A 17,338-nucleotide genomic window follows, 5' to 3' on the forward strand; every position below is an offset into this window, starting at 1 on the left:
AGATGCCGGGAGGGGTACAGTCCCACCCATGACGGTGAGTGGACCGGGCATTACCGATTGCGTGAAATGGTTGCTGCGGGCCCGCCCCGGCGACTATGCGCTGGCATTGAGCGTGGCCGGGGCTTCGCTGCCCGTGGTCGGCAAGCATCTTGAGCCGCTGGGCGGTTTGACCGCCATGGGTGTGTGGGGCGCCCGGCACGCACCGGAGGCGATCTCCGCGGCGACCAAGGACTGGTTCACGCCCGGGATCAACGACGTGCGGCGCCGCGACCGGGAGAGCACGCAGCAGGTGTCGCTCGCCGCGTTGCGCGGGGTCGTCTCGGCCGCGGACCTCGAGCTGGACTGGCCGGTCGCCGAGAAGACGCCGCCGATCTGGGACGGTCTGCGCCAGCGCCGCTACCTCTACCGCCGCGCCGTCCACTACGGCGACCACCCCGATCAGGTGCTCGACGTCTGGCGGCGCAAAGACCTGCCCGCGCAGCCCGCGCCGGTGCTGATCTTCCTGCCCGGCGGCGCCTGGGTGCACGGCAAGTGCATGGGCCAGGGGTCGGCGCTGATGTCCCGGCTCGCCGAACAGGGCTGGGTGTGCCTGGCGGTCAGCTACCGCGTCTCGCCGCACCATCGCTGGCCGCGCCACATCATCGACGTCAAGACCGCGATCGCGTGGGCCCGTGCCAACGTCGACAAATTCGGCGGGGACCGCAATTTCGTTGCGATAGCGGGATGTTCGGCCGGGGGCCACCTGTGTGCGCTGGCCGGCCTGACGGCCGACGACCCACAGTTCAAGGCGAAGCTGCCCGAGGGTGCGGACACCTCGGTGGACGCCGTCGTCGGGATCTACGGCCGCTACGACTGGGAGGACCGCTCGACGCCGGAGCGCGAACGGTTCGTCGAGTTCCTGGAGCGCGTCGTGGTGAAGAAGTCGATCGCCCGCCGCCCCGAGATCTTCCGCGACGCGTCCCCGATCGCGCGGGTGCACCGCAACGCGCCGCCCTTCCTGGTCATCCACGGCAGCAAGGACACGGTGATCCCCGTCGCGCAGGCGCGCAGCTTCGTCGAGCGGCTGCGGGCGGTGTCGCATTCCATGGTCGGCTACCTCGAATTCCCCGGGGCCGGCCACGGGTATGACCTCATCGACGGCGAGCGCGCCGGCGCGGCCGCGCATGTCACCTCGCTGTTCCTCAACCAGATCTACCGCACCAAGACACGCGTCGGGGCAAAAGAGGTTATCTGAACCGCCACCGCTGAGTATGGTCCCTCTATGGGTAAGGGGCAGCGGTGAAGAGGCTTAGCGGGTGGGACTCTGTACTGCTGTACAGCGAAGCGCCGAACGTGCACATGCACACCATCAAAGCGGCCGTCATCGAACTGGACGCCGACCGCCGATCGCTGGACGTCGACGCGTTCCGCAAAGTCATCGCCGGGCGGCTGAACAAGCTCGATCCGTTCTGCTATCAGCTGGTCGAGGTGCCGCTGCGCTTCCACCACCCGATGTGGCGGGAGAACTGCGAACTCGACCTGGACTATCACATCCGCCCCTGGCGGGTGTCGCCGCCGGGCGGCCGGCGCGAGCTGGACGAGGCCATCGGGCAAATCGCCAGCACGCCGCTGGATCGCAGCCGCCCGCTGTGGGAGATGTACTTCATCGACGGCCTGGCCAACAACCGGATCGCGGTCGTCGGCAAAATTCACCACGCCCTGGCCGACGGCGTCGCCTCCGCGAACCTGCTGGCGCGCGGCATGGACCTGCAGCCGGGACCGGAGGGCAAGCCGTATTTGTGCGACCCGCCCCCCACCACGCGCCAGCTGATGGCGTCGGCGTTCGCCGACCATCTGCGCCACGTCGGGAGCCTCCCGCACACCATCCGCTACACCGCCCAGGGGCTGGGCCGGGTCCGGCGCAGCGCGCGCAAATTCTCCCCGGAACTGACGCGGCCCTTCGAGCCGCCGCCGACCTTCATGAACCACAAGATCACCGCGGAACGGCGGTTCGCCACCGCCACGCTGGCGCTGGCCGACGTCAAGGAGACCGGCAAGCGGCTCGGGGCGACCATCAACGACATGGTGCTGGCCATGGCGTCCGGCGCGCTGCGCACCCTGCTGTTGCGGTACGACGGCAAGGCCGTGCCGCTGCTGGCGTCGGTGCCGATGAGTTTCGACTTTTCGCCCGAACGGATCTCCGGCAATCGCTTCACCGGCGTGCTGGTGGGCCTGCCCACCGATTCCGACGATCCGCTGGAGCGCGTGCGGTGCAGCCACGAGAACGCCATCGCCGCCAAGGAAAGCAATCAGCTGATGGGGCCGGAGCTGGTCAGCCGGTGGGCGGCCTACATGCCACCCGCGCCCACGCAGGCCTTCTTCCGGTGGGCGTCCGGGCGCGACGGGCACAACAAGATCCTGAACCTGAACATCTCCAACGTTCCCGGCCCGCGGGAACGCGGCCGGGTGGGCGGCGCGCTGGTCACCGAGATCTACTCGGTGGGCCCGCTGACCGCCGGCAGCGGCCTGAACATCACCGTGTGGAGTTATGTCGATCAGCTCAACATCTCGGTGCTCTCCGACGGGTCCACGCTCGAGGACCCGCACGAGGTTTCCGATGCCATGGTCGCGGACTTCATCGAAATCCGCAGGGCCGCAGGGCTTTCCGAGAAGCTGACGGTCATCGAGGCCGCGATGGCTCCGGCGTGATCGGCCCGGCCCGGTAGGGAATCGCCTCCGACGGTAAGCGGGATCTCGGGGGACGTTAACGCCATTTCCGCCGACCGCTACCATCGGTCCGACAGCAGCCACCCCTACCCGAAGGAGCTGTGCGGCACGTGAGCACTGGGAACGACGACGCCAACGAACCCGAAGTTCTGGTCGAACAACGGGATCGAATTCTCATCATCACGATCAATCGGCCAAAGGCCAAGAACGCGGTCAACTCCGCGGTGGCCAACGGCCTGGCCGCCGCCGTCGATCGGCTCGACAACGAGACCGGCCTCTCGGTGGGCATCCTCACCGGGGCGGGCGGTTCGTTCTGCGCGGGCATGGATCTCAAGGCCTTCGCCCGCGGCGAGCTTCCCATCGTCGAGGGTCGCGGCATGGGCTTCACCGAGCGTCCGCCGGTCAAGCCGCTGATCGCGGCGGTCGAGGGCTACGCGCTGGCCGGCGGCACCGAGCTGGCGCTGGCCACCGACCTGATCGTAGCCTCGAAGGACTCGGCGTTCGGCATTCCGGAGGTCAAGCGTGGCCTGGTCGCCGGCGGCGGCGGGCTGTTGCGGCTGCCGCAGCGCATCCCGTCCGCGATCGCGATGGAACTGGCGCTGACGGGTGAAAACCTGAGCGCCGAGCGGGCGCACGCGCTGGGCATGGTCAACGTGCTGGCCGAGCCCGGCAGCGCGCTGGACGCCGCGATCGAGCTGGCCGAAAAGATCGCGGCGAACGGGCCGCTCGCGGTGGCCGCCACCAAGCGGATCATCGTGGAGTCGCGCGGCTGGAGCCCCGGGGAGATGTTCGCCGAGCAGAACAAGCTGCTGGCTCCGGTGTTCTCCTCCAACGACGCCAAAGAGGGCGCGATCGCCTTCGCGGAGAAGCGCCCGCCCAAGTGGACGGGCACCTGAGCCAGGCCCGAGGGCCGCTAGGCGGCCCGATCCTCTTCTGCCGCTGAGCTTTCCGCGTCCGCGCTGTCCTCGGCGGTGACGGGGCCGGCCACCCTGGATGCGGCATCGGTGGTCGGCAGCGGGGCCAGACCGGGCTCCGGGGTCAGCAGCATCGTCGCGCGCGCATCCAGCACGTGGCCGATGAAGAAGTCGTAGAGGAAGATGCCGATGACGGCGCCGCCCAGCGGGCCGACGATCGGGATCCACCAGTACTGCGTGGTGCCGCCGTAATCGCCGGAGAAGGCCAGCTTGCCCCAGCCCATGAGGTAGGTGAACACGCGCGGTCCCAGGTCGCGGGCGGGATTGAGGGCGTAGCCGGCGTTGGTGCCGTACGAGCACCCGATCACGGCGACGACGAAGCCGATGATCAGCGGCGCCATGTTGCCCGCCGGCGCCTGGTTGCGGTGGTCGATCACCGCGGCGATCAATGCCACCAGGATGGCGGTACCGACCAGCTGGTCCACCAGCGGTCCCAGGTAGCCGCCGTGGAAGTACTGGGCGGGAAACGTCGCGAAGATCGAGTAGGTGTCCTGTGACTGGGGCCTGCTCAGGTGGTTGGCCGCGTTGTAGTCGTCGATGGCCGAGCCGTAGACGGCGTACACCGCCGCGGCGGCGCCGAACGCGCCGAGCAACTGGGCGACCCAGTAGGGAATGACGTTGCGCCAGTCGAACTTTCGCGCCACGGCGAAGGCCAGCGTGACCGCGGGATTCAGGTGCGCACCGCTGATACCGCCGGCGACGTAGGCCGCGAGCGTCACCGCGAACGCCCAGCCGAACACGATGATCAGCCAATTCGCCGGGCCGAACGGCACTGTCTGGCGGCCCGATCCGGGCAACCCGACGGCGTTGAGCGCGCAGGTGCCGAGTCCGAGCAGCAGCAGGATGAAGGTGCCGAAGAACTCGGCGAGCATGGCGCCGGGCAGCCCGGCGCGCAGTCTGGTCATCGTGGCGGGGGCGATCCGGGTCTGTTCTTGCAGGGTGGTCGATGTGGATTCCACGTGGTTCCCAACTAGGTCGGCGGTCTACGCCGTCGGGCGCCCGCAACGGCGACCCGGTCCGGCTTCCGGGGTGGGTTAACCCACCGTCAGCTGGGGGTAAACCTCGCCGGCACGCTCGGGCGATGTGACGGGCTGACGGTGCTGGGCCGCGAGATAGTTGCGTGATCTAAACTACAGTCGGACATGACACTTTTGGCCAGCTTTGTAACGCGTTGATACCGGAGAAAGATCGAGGATGAGCATTTCGCTGCTGCTCGAGATGGCCGCGTCGGGCGACGCCGAGCGCACCGCCGTGGTGTCTGGAGACCTGCGGCTGACAACGCAACAGCTCAGCGATCTGGCCGACGGCGGCGCCGGCGTGATCGCCGGGTCGAACGCCAAACACGTCGCGTATGTGGGCACCGGCGGCGCGATGCTGCCGGTGCTGATCTTCGCGGCGGCGCGCGCCGGGGTGGCCTTCACGCCGATCAACTACCGGCTCTCCGCCGACGGCATCCGGGCGCTGATCGAGCGGCTGCCCGAACCGTTGGTGATCGTCGACAGCCGCTACCGCGACGCGGTCGGCGACGCCTCGGACCGGGTGATGGTGTCCGACGACTTTTTGGCGGCCGCGCGCACCGCCGAGCCGGCCGCGGAATTCCCCGACCCGGACTCCGTCGCGATCGTGCTGTTCACCTCGGGCACCACGTCACAGCCCAAGGCCGTCGAACTCTCGCACAACAACCTGACCAGCTACGTCACCGGGACCGTCGAATTCGGGGCGGCCTCCGACACCGACGCGGCCCTGATCTGCGTGCCGCCGTACCACATCGCCGGGGTCAGCGCCGCGCTGTCGAATCTGTATGCCGGCCGCAAGATGGTGTACCTGCCGAATTTCGATGCGCAGGAATGGGTTCGGCTGATCAACACCGAGAACGTCACCACCGCGACGGTGGTGCCGACCATGCTGGACCGCATCATCACCGTGCTGGAGAACGGCGACGGGACGCCCATCGAGCTGCCGTCGCTGCGCAACCTCGCCTACGGCGGCTCCAAGGTGGGGCTGCCGCTGGTCCGCCGCGCGCTCGAGCTGCTGCCCGACGTGGGCTTCGTCAACGCCTACGGTCTGACCGAGACCAGCTCGACGATCGCGGTGCTGACGCCCGACGACCATCGCGCGGCGCAGGCGGGGGCGACGCCCGACGTCGCCCGCCGGCTGGGCTCGGTCGGCCAGGCGGTGGCGGGCATCGAGCTGCAGATCCGCGACGAGGCCGGCAACGTGCTGCCGCCGGGTGAGACCGGCGAGCTGTTCGTGCGGGGCGAGCAGGTGTCGGGCCGCTACACCGGGATCGGTTCGGTGCTCGACGAAAACGGCTGGTTCCCCACCAAGGACATCGCCATGCTCGACGACGAGGGCTACCTGTTCATCGGCGGCCGCAGCGACGACACCATCATCCGCGGCGGCGAGAACATCGCGCCCGCCGAGCTGGAAGAGGTGCTGGTCGAGCATCCGCACGTGCGTGACGTCGCGGTGGTCGGTGTCGAGGACCCGCAGTGGGGCCAGGCGATCGTCGCGGTGGTGGTGCCGGCGGCCGGCGTGGACCCCGACCCCGAAGAACTGCGGGAATTCGTCCGCAAGAGTTTGCGCGGTTCGCGCACCCCCGACGAGGTAGTGTTTCGCGACGAGCTGCCCACCACCGCTACCGGCAAGGTCTTGCGGCGGGAGATCATCCAGACCCTCACCGGGTTGCGCGCCGCACCGGCCCAGCAGTAAGCGATCAAGGACGGAAATCAATGATCAAGAACGGAACTCGTCTCGCCAGCCAGGTCTGTGACACGCAGGTGATCGTCGTCCGAAGTGCCGACAGCCTCGACGACCTGCGGTGTGGCGGTGCGCCGATGGTGCCGGTCGGCGGCGAGCGGTCGGGCGAACTGGACCCGGCGTTCGCCGACGGCACGGTCATGGGCAAGCGCTATGTCGACGACGCCGGTGCCGAGGTACTGGTGACCAAGCCGGGCGCGGGCAGCCTGAGCATCGGGCAGACCGCCCTGCAGCTCAAAGAGGTCAAGCCGCTACCGGCCAGCGACTGAGCGACTCACTGCGCGGCGTCCTGCTTGCCCGGGATCTTGTTCCTGGCCACGAATTCCTTTGCCTTGATCAGGAATTCGAGCTGTTCGCCCACCTGGTGTAGCGGGCCCGCGTTGCGGGTGGAGCGGGAGAGCACGATGGCGCCCTCCAGCGCGGCGATAGACATCACGGCCAGCGACGCCGCATCGGCGTCGTCGAAGCCGTCGTTGACGAACGCGCGGGTGAGCGCGGTGCACCAGCGGCCCAGGATGGCGCCGGCCTCGGTGGACAGCTTGGGACCGTCGTCGTCCGAACAGCCGATCGCCGCCGCCACCACCGGACAGCCGGCGGTGAATCCGCCGTCGGTGAGCAGCCGTTCCCAGAATCCGACGAACTCCTGCAACAACACTCGGGCGCCTCGGCCGGCGGCGTCGTCGATCATGGCGGTGATGGAGTCGCCGGAGTAGCGCAGCGCTTCGGTCAGGATCTGGTTGCGTCCGTCGGGAAAGTGGTAGTACACCGAGCCGCGCGGGGCGCCGCTGCGGGCGAGTACCGCGTCGATGGTGACGCCCGCCGCTCCGCGCTCACGCATCACCTCGGCGGCGCTGGCCAGCATTTTCGTCCGGGTGCCCCCGCGTTTCGCCGGGGCTTGCTCCGGCGCTGCCGCACCGATCGTCGGCGTGGGCGTACTTCCCATGGCCGGGGTCATGCAGCGTGCGAGTGCCGCAACGCCGGCCAGTGCATGTGACGTGGGCTGAAGCGGAAGGTGCGGCGCCGCAAGTCTGGCATTTCGCGGGTGAATTGATAGCCGGCGACGTTGAGCTCGATGATCCACATGGTGTTCTCCCGGCCTATGTACGGCCCTTGATTATGCTATGAACCATATAAGACATCCGTAAATTAAGCAATTTCTCAGGCAAAGTGTGACGTACGCCGCACAAAACGGCGGTGGACTCGGCGAGGAACCGCACTTACGGCCGCGTAAACTGAGCAAAATTATGCTCTATTGCATAATCTCTACAACTTCGCTTCACTGAGCGGATGGTCAACCATCCCGATGCCTCGCCGCCCGCCCTACCGGATCTGGACACCGTGTCGCTGCAGCGCGACGGCGATGTCCTGCTCATCGGCCTGAACCGGCCGCACAAGCGCAACGCCTTCGACCGGACGATGCTGGCCGACCTGTCCCGCGCCTACGGCGTGCTGGAGTCCGACCCGTCGGTGCGGGCCGGCGTGCTGTTCGCGCATGGCGACCACTTCACCGCCGGTCTTGACCTCGTCGATGTCGGTCCCGGCATCGCCCGCGGGGAGCTGTCCTTCCCAAACGACGGCGAAGATCCCTGGCGCCTCGACGGCGCCTGGACCACGCCGCTGGTCGCCGTGGCGCACGGTTGGTGCATGACGCTGGGCATCGAACTGCTGTTGGCCGCCGACATCCGCATCGCCGCGACCGGTAGCAGGTTCACCCAGTTGGAGGTGCAGCGCGGGATCTATCCGTTCGGCGGCGCGACGATCCGGCTGCCCAGGGCCGCCGGCTGGGGCAACGCCATGCGCTGGCTGCTCACCGGCGACGAGTTCGACGCGGCCGAGGCGCACCGCATCGGGCTGGTCCAGGAGGTGGCCGAGGACCCCGCGGCGGGTCTGGCCCGGGCTCGCGACATCGCGCACACCATCGCCGATCGCGCCGCGCCGCTGGGCGTGCGGGCGACGCTGGCCTCAGCCCACCTGGCGGTCGAGCGCGGGGACGCCGCCGCCGTGGAGCGGCTGCGCCCCGCCGTCGCCGAACTCTTCGCCAGCCAGGACGCCGCCGAGGGTGTGCAGTCGTTCGTCGAACGCCGGCTGGCCCGCTTCGTGGGTCGGTAACCGACAAGCCTCACAAACCTCGGCCGGCGGTGCACGTGCCCTTGTCGATCAGCTCGAGGGCGCCCGCGACCAAGGGATCCGAACGTTCCGGCATGGGTTGATCGGTCACGGCGTTGCGCCCCTTCGGCTTTCACAACCTGCGCAGTTTGTGCAGCACCCGCATGAACGGCGTGGTGGCCGCGAGACCGCGGCGAAGGCTCGGCTGCAGCACGCTGACGTGACAGATCACCGGGTATTGCATGCCGTGGTCGCGCCACTCGGCCGCCTGGTCGATGACGTCGTCGGGGGTTCCGCTCAGGATGCACTCCTTCATCAAGGAGAGGGGCACGTGGGCGGTGGAGGAGATCGCGGTCTGCTCGTCGAGCGTCTGCGGAACGAGGTCCTGCGCGCCGGTGAAGTCGTTCCCGAGCGGATGGCTGGCGCCGTGGCGCGCCCAGTTGTCGGCGGAGACGTTGAGGGCGAACACCTTCATGACGTCCGAACTCAGCGCCTCGTCCACCTGGTCGCGGCTGTTGCCGGTGACGACGAACTTCCAGCCGGCGGCGGTGATCGACGCGGGATCGCGGCAGGCGTCGGAGGCGGCCGTCCTGACCTGTTCGAGGGCGGCCGCGTATTCCTTGGGCCGCATGATGAAACCGGGGAACCAGGCGTCGGCGTACCGGCCGGTGGCGCGCAGCATCCGCGGCCCATGTGAGGCCACCCAGATCTCGGGCCACTTGCCCCGGTACGGCGGCAGATCGAAGACCGCGTCGCGCAACGGAAAGAATGGGGAGTCGCGGGTGACGAGCTCGCCGCCGGAGTCCCACAGCGCCCGGATGGTCGCCATGGCCTCCTCGAACCGGGCCACCGGCTGCGACCAGTCCACCCCGTAGGGCTCGTTGCCTTCCCGCTCGCCGGTGCCGATCCCCAGGATGGCGCGGCCGCGGGTGAGCAGATGCAGCGTCGCCGCTGCCTGCGCGGTGACGGCCGGGTTGCGCCGGCCGGTGTCGGTGACTCCGGTGCCGAGTCGCAAGCGGCCGAGCCGGTTTCGCGCGGCGAAATGCCCGAGCACCGTCCACGGCTCCAGCAGCGCGTCGGTCTTGGGCGCCAGGCGGGCGGCCCCGACGTACTTCGGCGTCATCACCGAGCGGGGAAACAGACTGTTCAGATGGTCGGGTATCCAGAACGAATCCAGCCGGGCGGCGACGGCGGTCAGATAACTCGCCCTCATCAACGCCGTGGGCGACAGGCGAGTGTGCAGCGGCAGTTCGGCCAGCCCGACCTTAAGCATCGGTGGCGACCCTCAGCCGACCCGGTGTACCCACGTGCTCAATAAATCAGCTATGCCGCCCGCGCCGACTCATCCGAACGGTTGAACTTTGCTAGCCGCCAACCCCCGAGCGTCACGCCGGCGTGGCGCCGGACGCCGAGCGTCATGCCAGCGCGACGCTCGGCGTGGGAAGGCGAGAAAACCTCAGCTCTCGACGGTGTAGCCCATCGGCATCAGCACGCTCTTCTGCTGCGTGAAGTGCTCGACGCCCTCCGGCCCGTTCTCGCGGCCGATGCCGGAGTTCTTGTAGCCGCCGAACGGGCAGCACGGATCGAAGGCGTACCAGTTGATGGCGTAGGTCCCGGTGCGGATCTTCTCCGAGATCGCAATGCCCTTGGGGATGTCGGTGGTCCACACGCTGCCGGCCAGGCCGTAGGCCGAGTCGTTGGCGATCTTGATCGCGTCCTCCTCGGTGTCGAACGGGATGATGCTCAGCACCGGCCCGAAGATCTCCTCCTGGGCGATCGTCATCTTGTTGTCGACATCGGCGAAAACCGTGGGCTGGACGAAGAACCCGTTGTCCAGGCCCTCGGGACGGCCGCCCCCGCACACCAGCCGGGCGCCTTCCTCGATGCCCTTGGCGATGTAACCCTCGACGCGGGCGCGCTGTTTCTCCGAGATCAGCGAGCCGATCTGTGCGGCCGGGTCCGACGGCGGCCCGACCGGCAGGGCCTGCACGAATTCGCTTACGGCATTGACGATTTCGTCATAGCGCGAGCGGGGCGCCAGGATGCGGGTCTGGCCCACGCAGGCCTGCCCGGTGTTCATGATCCCGGAGAACACCAGCATCGGGATCGCCGAGGCCAGGTCGACGTCCTCGAGAATGATGGCCGCCGACTTTCCACCGAGCTCCAGCGTGCACGGCTTGAGCATTTCCGCGGCGCGACGGCCGATCTCCTTGCCGACGCCGGAGCTGCCGGTGAACGTGAACAGGTCGACGTCCGGGTTGGAGGTCAGCGCCTGGCCGGTCTCGACGCCGCCGGGCACCACCGACAGCACACCCTCGGGCAGGCCGGCCTCGGCGAAGATCTCCGCCAAAGCGTTTGTGGTCAACGGGGTTTCGGCGGCCGGCTTGAGCACCACGGTGCAGCCGGCCAGCAGCGCCGGGCCCAGCTTGTTGACCGCCAGGAACAGCGGCACGTTCCAGGCGACGATCGCGCCGACCACGCCGATCGGCTCGCGGTGCACGATGGTCTGGCCGTAGGAACCGTTGCGGATCTCGCGCCACTTGACCTGGTCGACGGCCGGGCCGGCGAAGAAGTTCATCGCGCCCATCGACCCCATCCAGTGCATCGTCTCGATGGTGGTCGGCGGCTGGCCGGTCTCCCCGGCGAGCAGCGCGCTCAGCAGTTCCTTGCGCTCCTCCATCAGCTTGACCGCGTTGGCGATCACGGCCGCGCGTTCCTTAGGCGGCGTCGTGGGCCAGGGGCCGTTGTCGAACGCGGCGCGCGCCGCGGCGACCGCGGCGTCGACGTCCGCGGCCGCGGCCAGCGGTGCCTTGCCGAAGTACTCGCCGGTGGCCGGACAGCGCACCTCGATCACCTCAGAGGTCGACGGCTCCGTCCACTTGCCGCCGATGAAAAGCTTGTCGTATTCGGTCTTGATCTCGGTCATGTTCCGCCGCTCCTCCTCATCGCTCCGCTCTGCATCGTCGCCGGCGGGCATGGCGCCACCCTACATAAGCCGACGCAAAACGAGAACACGTTCCACTATTGGGGTTGCAGGACCAGCACCAGATTGCTCACCAGGAACTCGCGCAGCACCGGCACGCCGGTCAGCCACCACGCCCATCGCGGGTGGTAGCGGGGAAATGCGGCCACCAGCGCCCCGGTACTCGCGGCCCAGTCCAGGCCCGCGGCCGCCGACACCGCGAACAACGACGACCCGTAGTGGTTTTTGGCCGGATGGCCGTGCTTGCGGGCGTAGCGGGCGGCGGCACGGGCGCCGCCGAGGTAGTGCGTCAGGCCCATCTCGTGGCCGCCGAAGGGCCCCAACCACACGGTGTAGGACAGCACGGCCAGCCCGCCCGGCTTGGTCACCCGCAGCATCTCGGCGCCGAGCTGCCAGGGTCGCGGCACGTGCTCGGCGACGTTGGACGACAGGCAGATGTCCACCGAGACGTCGGCGAACGGCAGCGCCATCCCCGACGCGCGCACGAAGGTCCCGGCTCCGCCGGCGACGGTGGGCCCGGCGGCGTGCATCTCGCTGGGGTCGGGCTCGACGCCGACGTAGCGGACGCCGGCGTCGGTGAAGGCCGCCGCGAAGTAACCCGGCCCGCCGCCGACGTCGAGAAGCGTGCGGCCGGACAGAGGCTCGCCGCGGGCGGCCCGCCACAGGTCGCTCACCATGGCCGCGGTGTCGGCCGCCAGGGCGCCGTAGAAGCGGGCCGGATCCGGCTGCTCGTAGCGAAATTCCGACAGCAGCCGCACCGAGCGGGCCAGCGTCGCCCGGCGCGCGAAGATCTCGGTGGCCGCCACCGGCCACACCCTACGGATGTGTAGCGCTGCCCGGTGCAGATCGTCGCCGGTTAGGCTGACGCTTGATGTCTTCCGTGCGCTCCGTGCTGCTGCTGTGCTGGCGCGATACCGGGCACCCGCAGGGCGGCGGCAGCGAAGCCTATCTGCAGCGCATCGGCGCGCAGCTGGCAGCATCGGGAATCGCCGTCACACTGCGCACCGCCCGCTATCCCGGCGCATCGCGCCGCGAGGTCGTCGACGGCGTGCGGATCACCCGTGCCGGGGGCCGCTACACGGTCTACATCTTCGCGCTGCTGGCGATGGCCGCGGCCCGGCTGGGGCTGGGGCCGCTGCGAAAAGTGCGGCCCGACGTGGTCGTCGACACCCAGAACGGCCTGCCCTTCCTGGCCCGGCTGGTCTACGGCCGCCGGGTGGTGGTGCTGGTGCACCACTGCCACCGCGAGCAGTGGCCGGTGGCCGGGCCGGTGCTCGGACGGCTCGGCTGGTTCGTGGAGTCGACGCTGTCGCCGCGGGTGAACCGGCACAACCAGTACGTCACGGTGTCGCTGCCGTCCGCGCGCGACCTGGTCACCCTGGGCGTCGACGGCGCCCAGATCGCGGTGGTGCGCAACGGCCTGGATCGGGCGCCGGCACAGTCGTTGTCGGGCCCGCGGTCGGCCGCGCCGCGGGTGGTGGTGCTGTCGCGGCTGGTACCGCACAAGCAGATCGAGGACGCCCTGGAGGCGGTCGCGCGGCTGCTGCCGCGGACACCCGGCCTGCACCTGGACATCGTCGGCGACGGCTGGTGGCGCGAGCGGCTCGTCGAGCACGTGCAGCGGCTCGGCATCGGTTCGGCGGTGACGTTTCACGGTCACGTCGACGACGTGACCAAACACCATGTCCTGCAAGGGGCGTGGGTGCACCTGCTGCCGTCACGCAAGGAGGGCTGGGGCCTGGCCGTCGTCGAGGCCGCCCAGCATCGGGTGCCGACCATCGGCTACCGGTCCTCGGGTGGCCTGTCGGACTCGATCGTCGACGAGGTGACCGGGATCTTGGTGGACAGCCACGCCGAGCTGGTGGATCGGCTCGAAGAACTGCTCGCCGATCCGGTGCTGCGCGAGCAACTCGGCGCCAAGGCACACACCCGCAGCGGGGAATTCTCCTGGACGCAGAGCGCCGACGCGATGTGCGGCGTGCTGGAAGCGGTGCACGCCGGCCGCACGGTCAGCGGGCTAGTCACCGGGCGGGGCTGAGCGGGCGCGGCGCCGCCACGCGCCGATCACCGCGCCGGCGCCGCCGCCGATCAGCATCGCCAGCCACGCCAGGTGCGCGGCCGTCGTGGCGGTCCGCCGCCCGGCGGCCACCCCGGCGGTGTGCCCGCCGATCCGATACAGCGCGATCTCGCGATCCCGATAGACCGGGGCCAGCGCGCCCAGGGTGCGCGCGGCCGCGCCCATGTCGCCGGCGCTGTCGGATTCGACCACCAGCCAGCCCACCCCGGCCGCGGCCAGCGCCGCCGGATCGGGCCCGGTCAGCAGGAGCTCCTGCACCGCGCGGGCGTGTGCGCCCTCCCCGGCGATGGTGGTCCCCGAGATCACCAGGTCTCCGGTGCTCAGCACGTCGGCGCGCACCCAGCGGGGCAGCGGGTCCAGCACCGGTGCGGGACCCGACCAGGAGAACAGCCGCATGGTGCCGGCGGGCAACACCGCCACGGTCGCCGGCTGGGCGTTGATCGCGGCGGCGACGGCGGTCCAGCCGCGCGGATAGCGCACCGGCGCCACCTTGCCGAACACGCCCCACGCCAGGTCGGGCAGCGCCAGCAGCAGCACCAGGCAGCAGACCAGCGCCGGGACGGCGGTCCCGGACAGTCGCAGCCACCGGCGCAGCGTCACCGCCGCGCCGGCCCCCGCCAGCGCGTAGCCCGGCATCGCCAGCGCCACCCACTTCTGCCCGTCGCGCAGCACCCCGAAGCCAGGCATCGTGTCGACCACCGCGCTCAGCAGCCGCAGACCCGGGCCGGTCGCCAGCGCTGCCGGAGCCAGCACCGCCACCGCCGCCAGCACCAGCAGCGGTACCGCCGCCGGGCGCCGGGCGACCGTCGGCAGACCCACCGCCACCACGCCCAGCAGCACCACTGCCGAAGCGACCGCGAAAAGCGTGGTGCGCGAACCGGGTACGGCGTCGCCGTTCCAGATGCCGCCGAGGCTGGCCAGGCTGGCCAGGGTCCCCAGCCCGGGCTCGGCGCGGGGAGCGAACGCCTCCACCCCCAGCCGGTTGGCCGCCGTGTGGGCGGTCAGCGACGAGCCCGTCGCCGACGCCGTCAGCCACGGCAGCGCCGCGACCAGCGCGGCGCCCAACGCGCCCGCCGCGCACCAGCCGCGCGCGGCGCCGGCGCCCGGCACCGCCACGCACACCAGCGCCACCGTCGCGGCCAGCAGCAGCCCGGTCGGGGTCAGCCCGGCCAGCGCGATCCAGAACGCCAGCCCGAAAAACGCAAACCGGCCCGCCCTGAAGCGGGTCGTCCGCAGCGTCAGCATGGCCGTGGCCACCCAGGGCAGGCAGCCGTAGCCGACCAGCAGGCTCCAATGACCCTGCAGAAGCCGTTCCGCGACATAGGGATTCCAGATCGCCACGGTGGTGGCCACGAACTGGCCGGGCGCGCCCGCGCGCGGCAGCGCGACGGCGGTCAGCCGGGCCGCGCCCCACCCCGCCAGCCACAATCCGAGCACCAGCAGGGTCTTCACCACCACGCCGCCGTCGACCAGATGGGAGGCCAGCGCCACCGCGAAATCCTGGGGGGTGGCGCGCGGCGCCGACGTCAGCCCCAGCGCGGTGTCGGACAGGTAGGACCGCGGCGTCGACACCGCGTCACGCAGCAGCAGGTACCCGGGTGCCAGGAGCGGCCCGACCACCAGCAGCGCCAAGACCAGTGCGTACCCGGGTCGGGTCCAGCGCACGGTTAACGCATCCGGGCCGGGCTATTCCCGGTCGTGCTGGCCGGGCGGATTGTGTTCGGTCGGCCCCGCCTCGGTGGGCTCGTCCGGTCCGGGCGGGTCGGAGCCGGGTGGACCGGACTCCTGACCGGCCTCGGGACGCTGGGTGGGCAGCTTCTCGGTCTCGGCTTCGGCGCCGGGTACGGGTTCCTCGAGACCGCTGCGGCCGAAGAAGTCCTGGTCGCCCCGGTCCAGGCCGGGGTCGGTCAGCGCGCTCTCGCTGCGCAGGCTGAACGAGGCGAGCAGCCCACCGCCGATCAGCGCGATCAGGCCGACCGCGGTGAACGTGATCGGCAGCACCCGCGACCACAGCGCCAGCCGGTCGCGCTCGTCGCGGGCCGCGTTGATCTGGGACTCGACGGTGTCTTCGTTCGAGGTGACCTTGTAGTCGGCCAGTGTGAGTTCCGGCTTGAGCGGATCACGGGCGAAGTAGTGGTCGGCGTGCTCGGTCTGCTTGACGATGGTGCCCGACACCGGGTCCACCCAGAACGTGCGCTGCGCCGCGTAGTAGCGGGTCATGGTGATCTGCTCGTTCGGGTCGCCGCCCTGGACCCCCCACATCGACGCCGACGTGGTCTGCTTGGCGTCCTCGTTGCCCGCCAGCAGTGACGGGTAGGCCACCGGCGCCACCAGCTTGCCGTCGGCGTTGAAGCCGATGTTCTGGGTGAACTTGTACGTGGTCAGCCCGTTGACGTCTTCCTGGGTGTCGTAGTTGACGTCGAACGCCTTCTGCGCGATCGGATCGAAATAGGGGTAGGTCTTCTTCTCGGTGTGGAACGGGAACCGGTAGGACAGCCCGTCGTGCCGCAGCGGCATCGCGGTGGGCGGGTTCTCGTCGTTGACCGCGCGTGGTTTCTGCACCGAGCCGCCGGCGTGGGTGTCGTCGGAGACGGCCAGCGCGGTCTTGCGGTTGAGCGTGACGGTGTCCACGATCGCCAACAGCAGCCCGCTGTCCTTCTGCTTGTCGGTGCGCCGCAACGAACTTCCGACCTGGAGCGTGACCACGTCGGCGTTGGCGGGCGATTCGACGCTGATCTGCTGCTGGGAGACCAGCGGCACGTTCTGGTTGACGACGACGTGGTCGGTCGACAGCGACGCGGAGTCGAGTGCGGTCCCGGTGCCGTCACTGATCAGCGTGGCGTCGACGTCCAGGGGGACCTTGGTGATCCTGCTGGTGGTGTACGTCGTCAAAAGCAGCGCGGCGATTAGCAGGGCAGCTCCGAGTCCGATGATCCCGCATGCGGCGAACCGCAACATGACTGCTCGGTTCACGTCGCTGTGCCCTCCTCAATTCCTTGCTTCATCAGCCGCGACCCGACCCGAGCGAGCTGCCCGGGGCAAACTCGTTTGACCCTAACAGCACAAAGTAAGGCGGCGACTTACGAACCTGTCGCTCGCGCGGACGGGTCCTCCGGGTGTGCCCATTCGCCCGTCGACCCATCACAGGCAAACTGTGGTGGTGAGCGATGACCAGCGGGTGGGCGGGATCCGCAGCTTCCTGCCGGCCGTGGAAGGCATGCGTGCCTGCGCGGCCACGGGTGTGGTGGTCACGCACGTCGCGTTCCAGACCCGGCACTCCAGCGGTGCCACCGGCAGGTTGTTCGGCCGCTTCGACCTGGCCGTGGCGGTGTTCTTCGCGCTGTCGGGTTTTCTGCTGTGGCGCGGGCATGCCGCGGCGGCAAGGGATCTGGCACCGCGCCCGCGCACCGGCCACTACCTGCGGTCGCGGGTGGTCCGCATCATGCCCGCCTATGTGGTGGCCGTCGTCGTGATCCTGACCCTGTTGCCCGACGCCGACCACGCCAGCCTGACGGTGTGGCTGGCCAACCTGACGCTCACCCAGATCTACGTGCCGCTGACGCTGACCGGCGGGCTGACCCAGATGTGGAGCCTGTCCGTCGAGGTCAGCTTCTACCTGGCGCTGCCGCTCCTCGCGCTGCTGGCCCGCCGCCTGCCGGTGCGGGCCCGGGTGCCCGCGATCGCCGCGTTGGGGGCGCTCAGCTGGGCGTGGGGGTGGGTGCCTCTCTTGTC

At 69.8% G+C, this 17,338-nt stretch carries 16 protein-coding genes; 8 read left to right on the plus strand and 8 right to left on the minus strand.

The genetic code is table 11. The features are described from left to right. Positions 1 to 28 precede the first annotated feature (28 nt). The 3 genes from ACYQ8K_RS21090 (at position 29) to ACYQ8K_RS21100 (ending at position 3,602) form a co-directional block, all read left to right on the plus strand. Positions 29 to 1,234, plus strand: coding sequence for an alpha/beta hydrolase fold domain-containing protein (locus tag ACYQ8K_RS21090; RefSeq protein WP_459972045.1), 1,206 nt, complete (start codon positions 29 to 31; stop codon positions 1,232 to 1,234). 44 nt (positions 1,235 to 1,278) lie between these two features. Continuing rightward, positions 1,279 to 2,688 (plus strand): WS/DGAT/MGAT family O-acyltransferase, encoded by a 1,410-nt coding sequence (locus ACYQ8K_RS21095; RefSeq protein WP_459972047.1) that lies wholly within the window; start codon positions 1,279 to 1,281, stop codon positions 2,686 to 2,688. A 119-nt stretch (positions 2,689 to 2,807) separates the two neighbouring features. Beyond that, positions 2,808 to 3,602 (plus strand): crotonase/enoyl-CoA hydratase family protein, encoded by a 795-nt coding sequence (locus tag ACYQ8K_RS21100; protein WP_459972048.1) that lies wholly within the window; start codon positions 2,808 to 2,810, stop codon positions 3,600 to 3,602. A gap of 17 nt (positions 3,603 to 3,619) precedes the next feature. On the opposite strand, the gene ACYQ8K_RS21105 is transcribed toward ACYQ8K_RS21100, so the two are convergent. Further along, positions 3,620 to 4,639 carry an MIP/aquaporin family protein gene (locus ACYQ8K_RS21105; protein ID WP_459972050.1) on the minus strand — a complete coding sequence of 340 codons (1,020 nt, stop codon included), beginning with the start codon at positions 4,637 to 4,639 and terminating at the stop codon, positions 3,620 to 3,622. Between the two features lie 235 nt (positions 4,640 to 4,874). On the opposite strand from ACYQ8K_RS21105, the gene ACYQ8K_RS21110 reads away from it, so the two are divergent. Next, positions 4,875 to 6,392 carry a class I adenylate-forming enzyme family protein gene (locus ACYQ8K_RS21110; RefSeq protein WP_459972052.1) on the plus strand — a complete coding sequence of 506 codons (1,518 nt, stop codon included), beginning with the start codon at positions 4,875 to 4,877 and terminating at the stop codon, positions 6,390 to 6,392. Between the two features lie 20 nt (positions 6,393 to 6,412). After that, complete coding sequence (locus tag ACYQ8K_RS21115) at positions 6,413 to 6,709, plus strand: hypothetical protein (RefSeq protein ID WP_085291151.1); 297 nt, start codon at positions 6,413 to 6,415, stop codon at positions 6,707 to 6,709. 5 nt (positions 6,710 to 6,714) lie between these two features. Here ACYQ8K_RS21115 and ACYQ8K_RS21120 read toward each other — a convergent pair whose 3' ends face one another. Further along, a complete protein-coding gene (locus ACYQ8K_RS21120; protein WP_459972054.1) occupies positions 6,715 to 7,383 on the minus strand; it encodes a TetR/AcrR family transcriptional regulator in 669 nt (222 codons plus the stop codon). Positions 7,384 to 7,391: 8 nt separating this feature from the next. Continuing rightward, positions 7,392 to 7,523 carry a hypothetical protein gene (locus ACYQ8K_RS21125; RefSeq protein WP_003874074.1) on the minus strand — a complete coding sequence of 44 codons (132 nt, stop codon included), beginning with the start codon at positions 7,521 to 7,523 and terminating at the stop codon, positions 7,392 to 7,394. A 204-nt stretch (positions 7,524 to 7,727) separates the two neighbouring features. Between ACYQ8K_RS21125 and ACYQ8K_RS21130 the strand changes: the two genes are divergently transcribed. Then, entirely contained in the window at positions 7,728 to 8,549 is an 822-nt protein-coding gene (locus ACYQ8K_RS21130; RefSeq protein WP_459972055.1) for a crotonase/enoyl-CoA hydratase family protein, read from the plus strand. Between the two features lie 130 nt (positions 8,550 to 8,679). On the opposite strand, the gene ACYQ8K_RS21135 is transcribed toward ACYQ8K_RS21130, so the two are convergent. The 3 genes from ACYQ8K_RS21135 to ACYQ8K_RS21145 all read right to left on the minus strand — a co-directional run bounded on the left by ACYQ8K_RS21135 (position 8,680) and on the right by ACYQ8K_RS21145 (position 12,335). Beyond that, on the minus strand, positions 8,680 to 9,819 hold the full coding sequence (locus ACYQ8K_RS21135) for an LLM class flavin-dependent oxidoreductase (RefSeq protein WP_459972056.1): 1,140 nt from the start codon (positions 9,817 to 9,819) through the stop codon (positions 8,680 to 8,682). Between the two features lie 183 nt (positions 9,820 to 10,002). Then, entirely contained in the window at positions 10,003 to 11,472 is a 1,470-nt protein-coding gene (locus tag ACYQ8K_RS21140; protein WP_459972058.1) for an aldehyde dehydrogenase, read from the minus strand. 95 nt (positions 11,473 to 11,567) lie between these two features. Then, positions 11,568 to 12,335, minus strand: coding sequence for a class I SAM-dependent methyltransferase (locus ACYQ8K_RS21145; RefSeq protein WP_459972060.1), 768 nt, complete (start codon positions 12,333 to 12,335; stop codon positions 11,568 to 11,570). 65 nt (positions 12,336 to 12,400) lie between these two features. Between ACYQ8K_RS21145 and ACYQ8K_RS21150 the strand changes: the two genes are divergently transcribed. Continuing rightward, a complete protein-coding gene (locus tag ACYQ8K_RS21150; protein ID WP_459972062.1) occupies positions 12,401 to 13,567 on the plus strand; it encodes a glycosyltransferase family 4 protein in 1,167 nt (388 codons plus the stop codon). Here the strand turns inward: ACYQ8K_RS21150 and ACYQ8K_RS21155 are convergent. Together ACYQ8K_RS21155 and ACYQ8K_RS21160 are read right to left on the minus strand one after the other, a co-directional pair. Beyond that, positions 13,547 to 15,271: a hypothetical protein gene (locus tag ACYQ8K_RS21155; RefSeq protein ID WP_459972064.1), complete on the minus strand. Its 1,725-nt coding sequence runs from the start codon at positions 15,269 to 15,271 to the stop codon at positions 13,547 to 13,549. The two genes, ACYQ8K_RS21150 and ACYQ8K_RS21155, sit on opposite strands and share 21 nt — an antisense overlap. A 21-nt stretch (positions 15,272 to 15,292) precedes the next feature. After that, entirely contained in the window at positions 15,293 to 16,579 is a 1,287-nt protein-coding gene (locus ACYQ8K_RS21160) for a PorA family protein (RefSeq protein ID WP_459972066.1), read from the minus strand. A gap of 181 nt (positions 16,580 to 16,760) precedes the next feature. Here ACYQ8K_RS21160 and ACYQ8K_RS21165 point away from each other — a divergent pair. Beyond that, positions 16,761 to 17,338: acyltransferase family protein (locus ACYQ8K_RS21165; protein WP_459972068.1), on the plus strand; the 578-nt coding region annotated here is incomplete at its 3' end.

Source organism: Mycobacterium sp. MUNTM1, from assembly GCF_054660795.1.

Excerpts from the sequence above, each read along its gene's own strand:
- ACYQ8K_RS21090 (WP_459972045.1), top strand. The coding sequence starts at position 29 with ATGACGGTGAGTGGACCGGGCATTACCGATTGCGTGAAATGGTTGCTG.
- ACYQ8K_RS21110 (WP_459972052.1), top strand. The coding sequence starts at position 4,875 with ATGAGCATTTCGCTGCTGCTCGAGATGGCCGCGTCGGGCGACGCCGAG.
- ACYQ8K_RS21115 (WP_085291151.1), top strand. The coding sequence starts at position 6,413 with ATGATCAAGAACGGAACTCGTCTCGCCAGCCAGGTCTGTGACACGCAG.
- ACYQ8K_RS21120 (WP_459972054.1), bottom strand. The coding sequence starts at position 7,383 with ATGGGAAGTACGCCCACGCCGACGATCGGTGCGGCAGCGCCGGAGCAA.
- ACYQ8K_RS21125 (WP_003874074.1), bottom strand. The coding sequence starts at position 7,523 with ATGTGGATCATCGAGCTCAACGTCGCCGGCTATCAATTCACCCGCGAA.
- ACYQ8K_RS21130 (WP_459972055.1), top strand. The coding sequence starts at position 7,728 with ATGGTCAACCATCCCGATGCCTCGCCGCCCGCCCTACCGGATCTGGAC.
- ACYQ8K_RS21135 (WP_459972056.1), bottom strand. The coding sequence starts at position 9,819 with ATGCTTAAGGTCGGGCTGGCCGAACTGCCGCTGCACACTCGCCTGTCG.
- ACYQ8K_RS21140 (WP_459972058.1), bottom strand. The coding sequence starts at position 11,472 with ATGACCGAGATCAAGACCGAATACGACAAGCTTTTCATCGGCGGCAAG.
- ACYQ8K_RS21150 (WP_459972062.1), top strand. The coding sequence starts at position 12,401 with ATGTCTTCCGTGCGCTCCGTGCTGCTGCTGTGCTGGCGCGATACCGGG.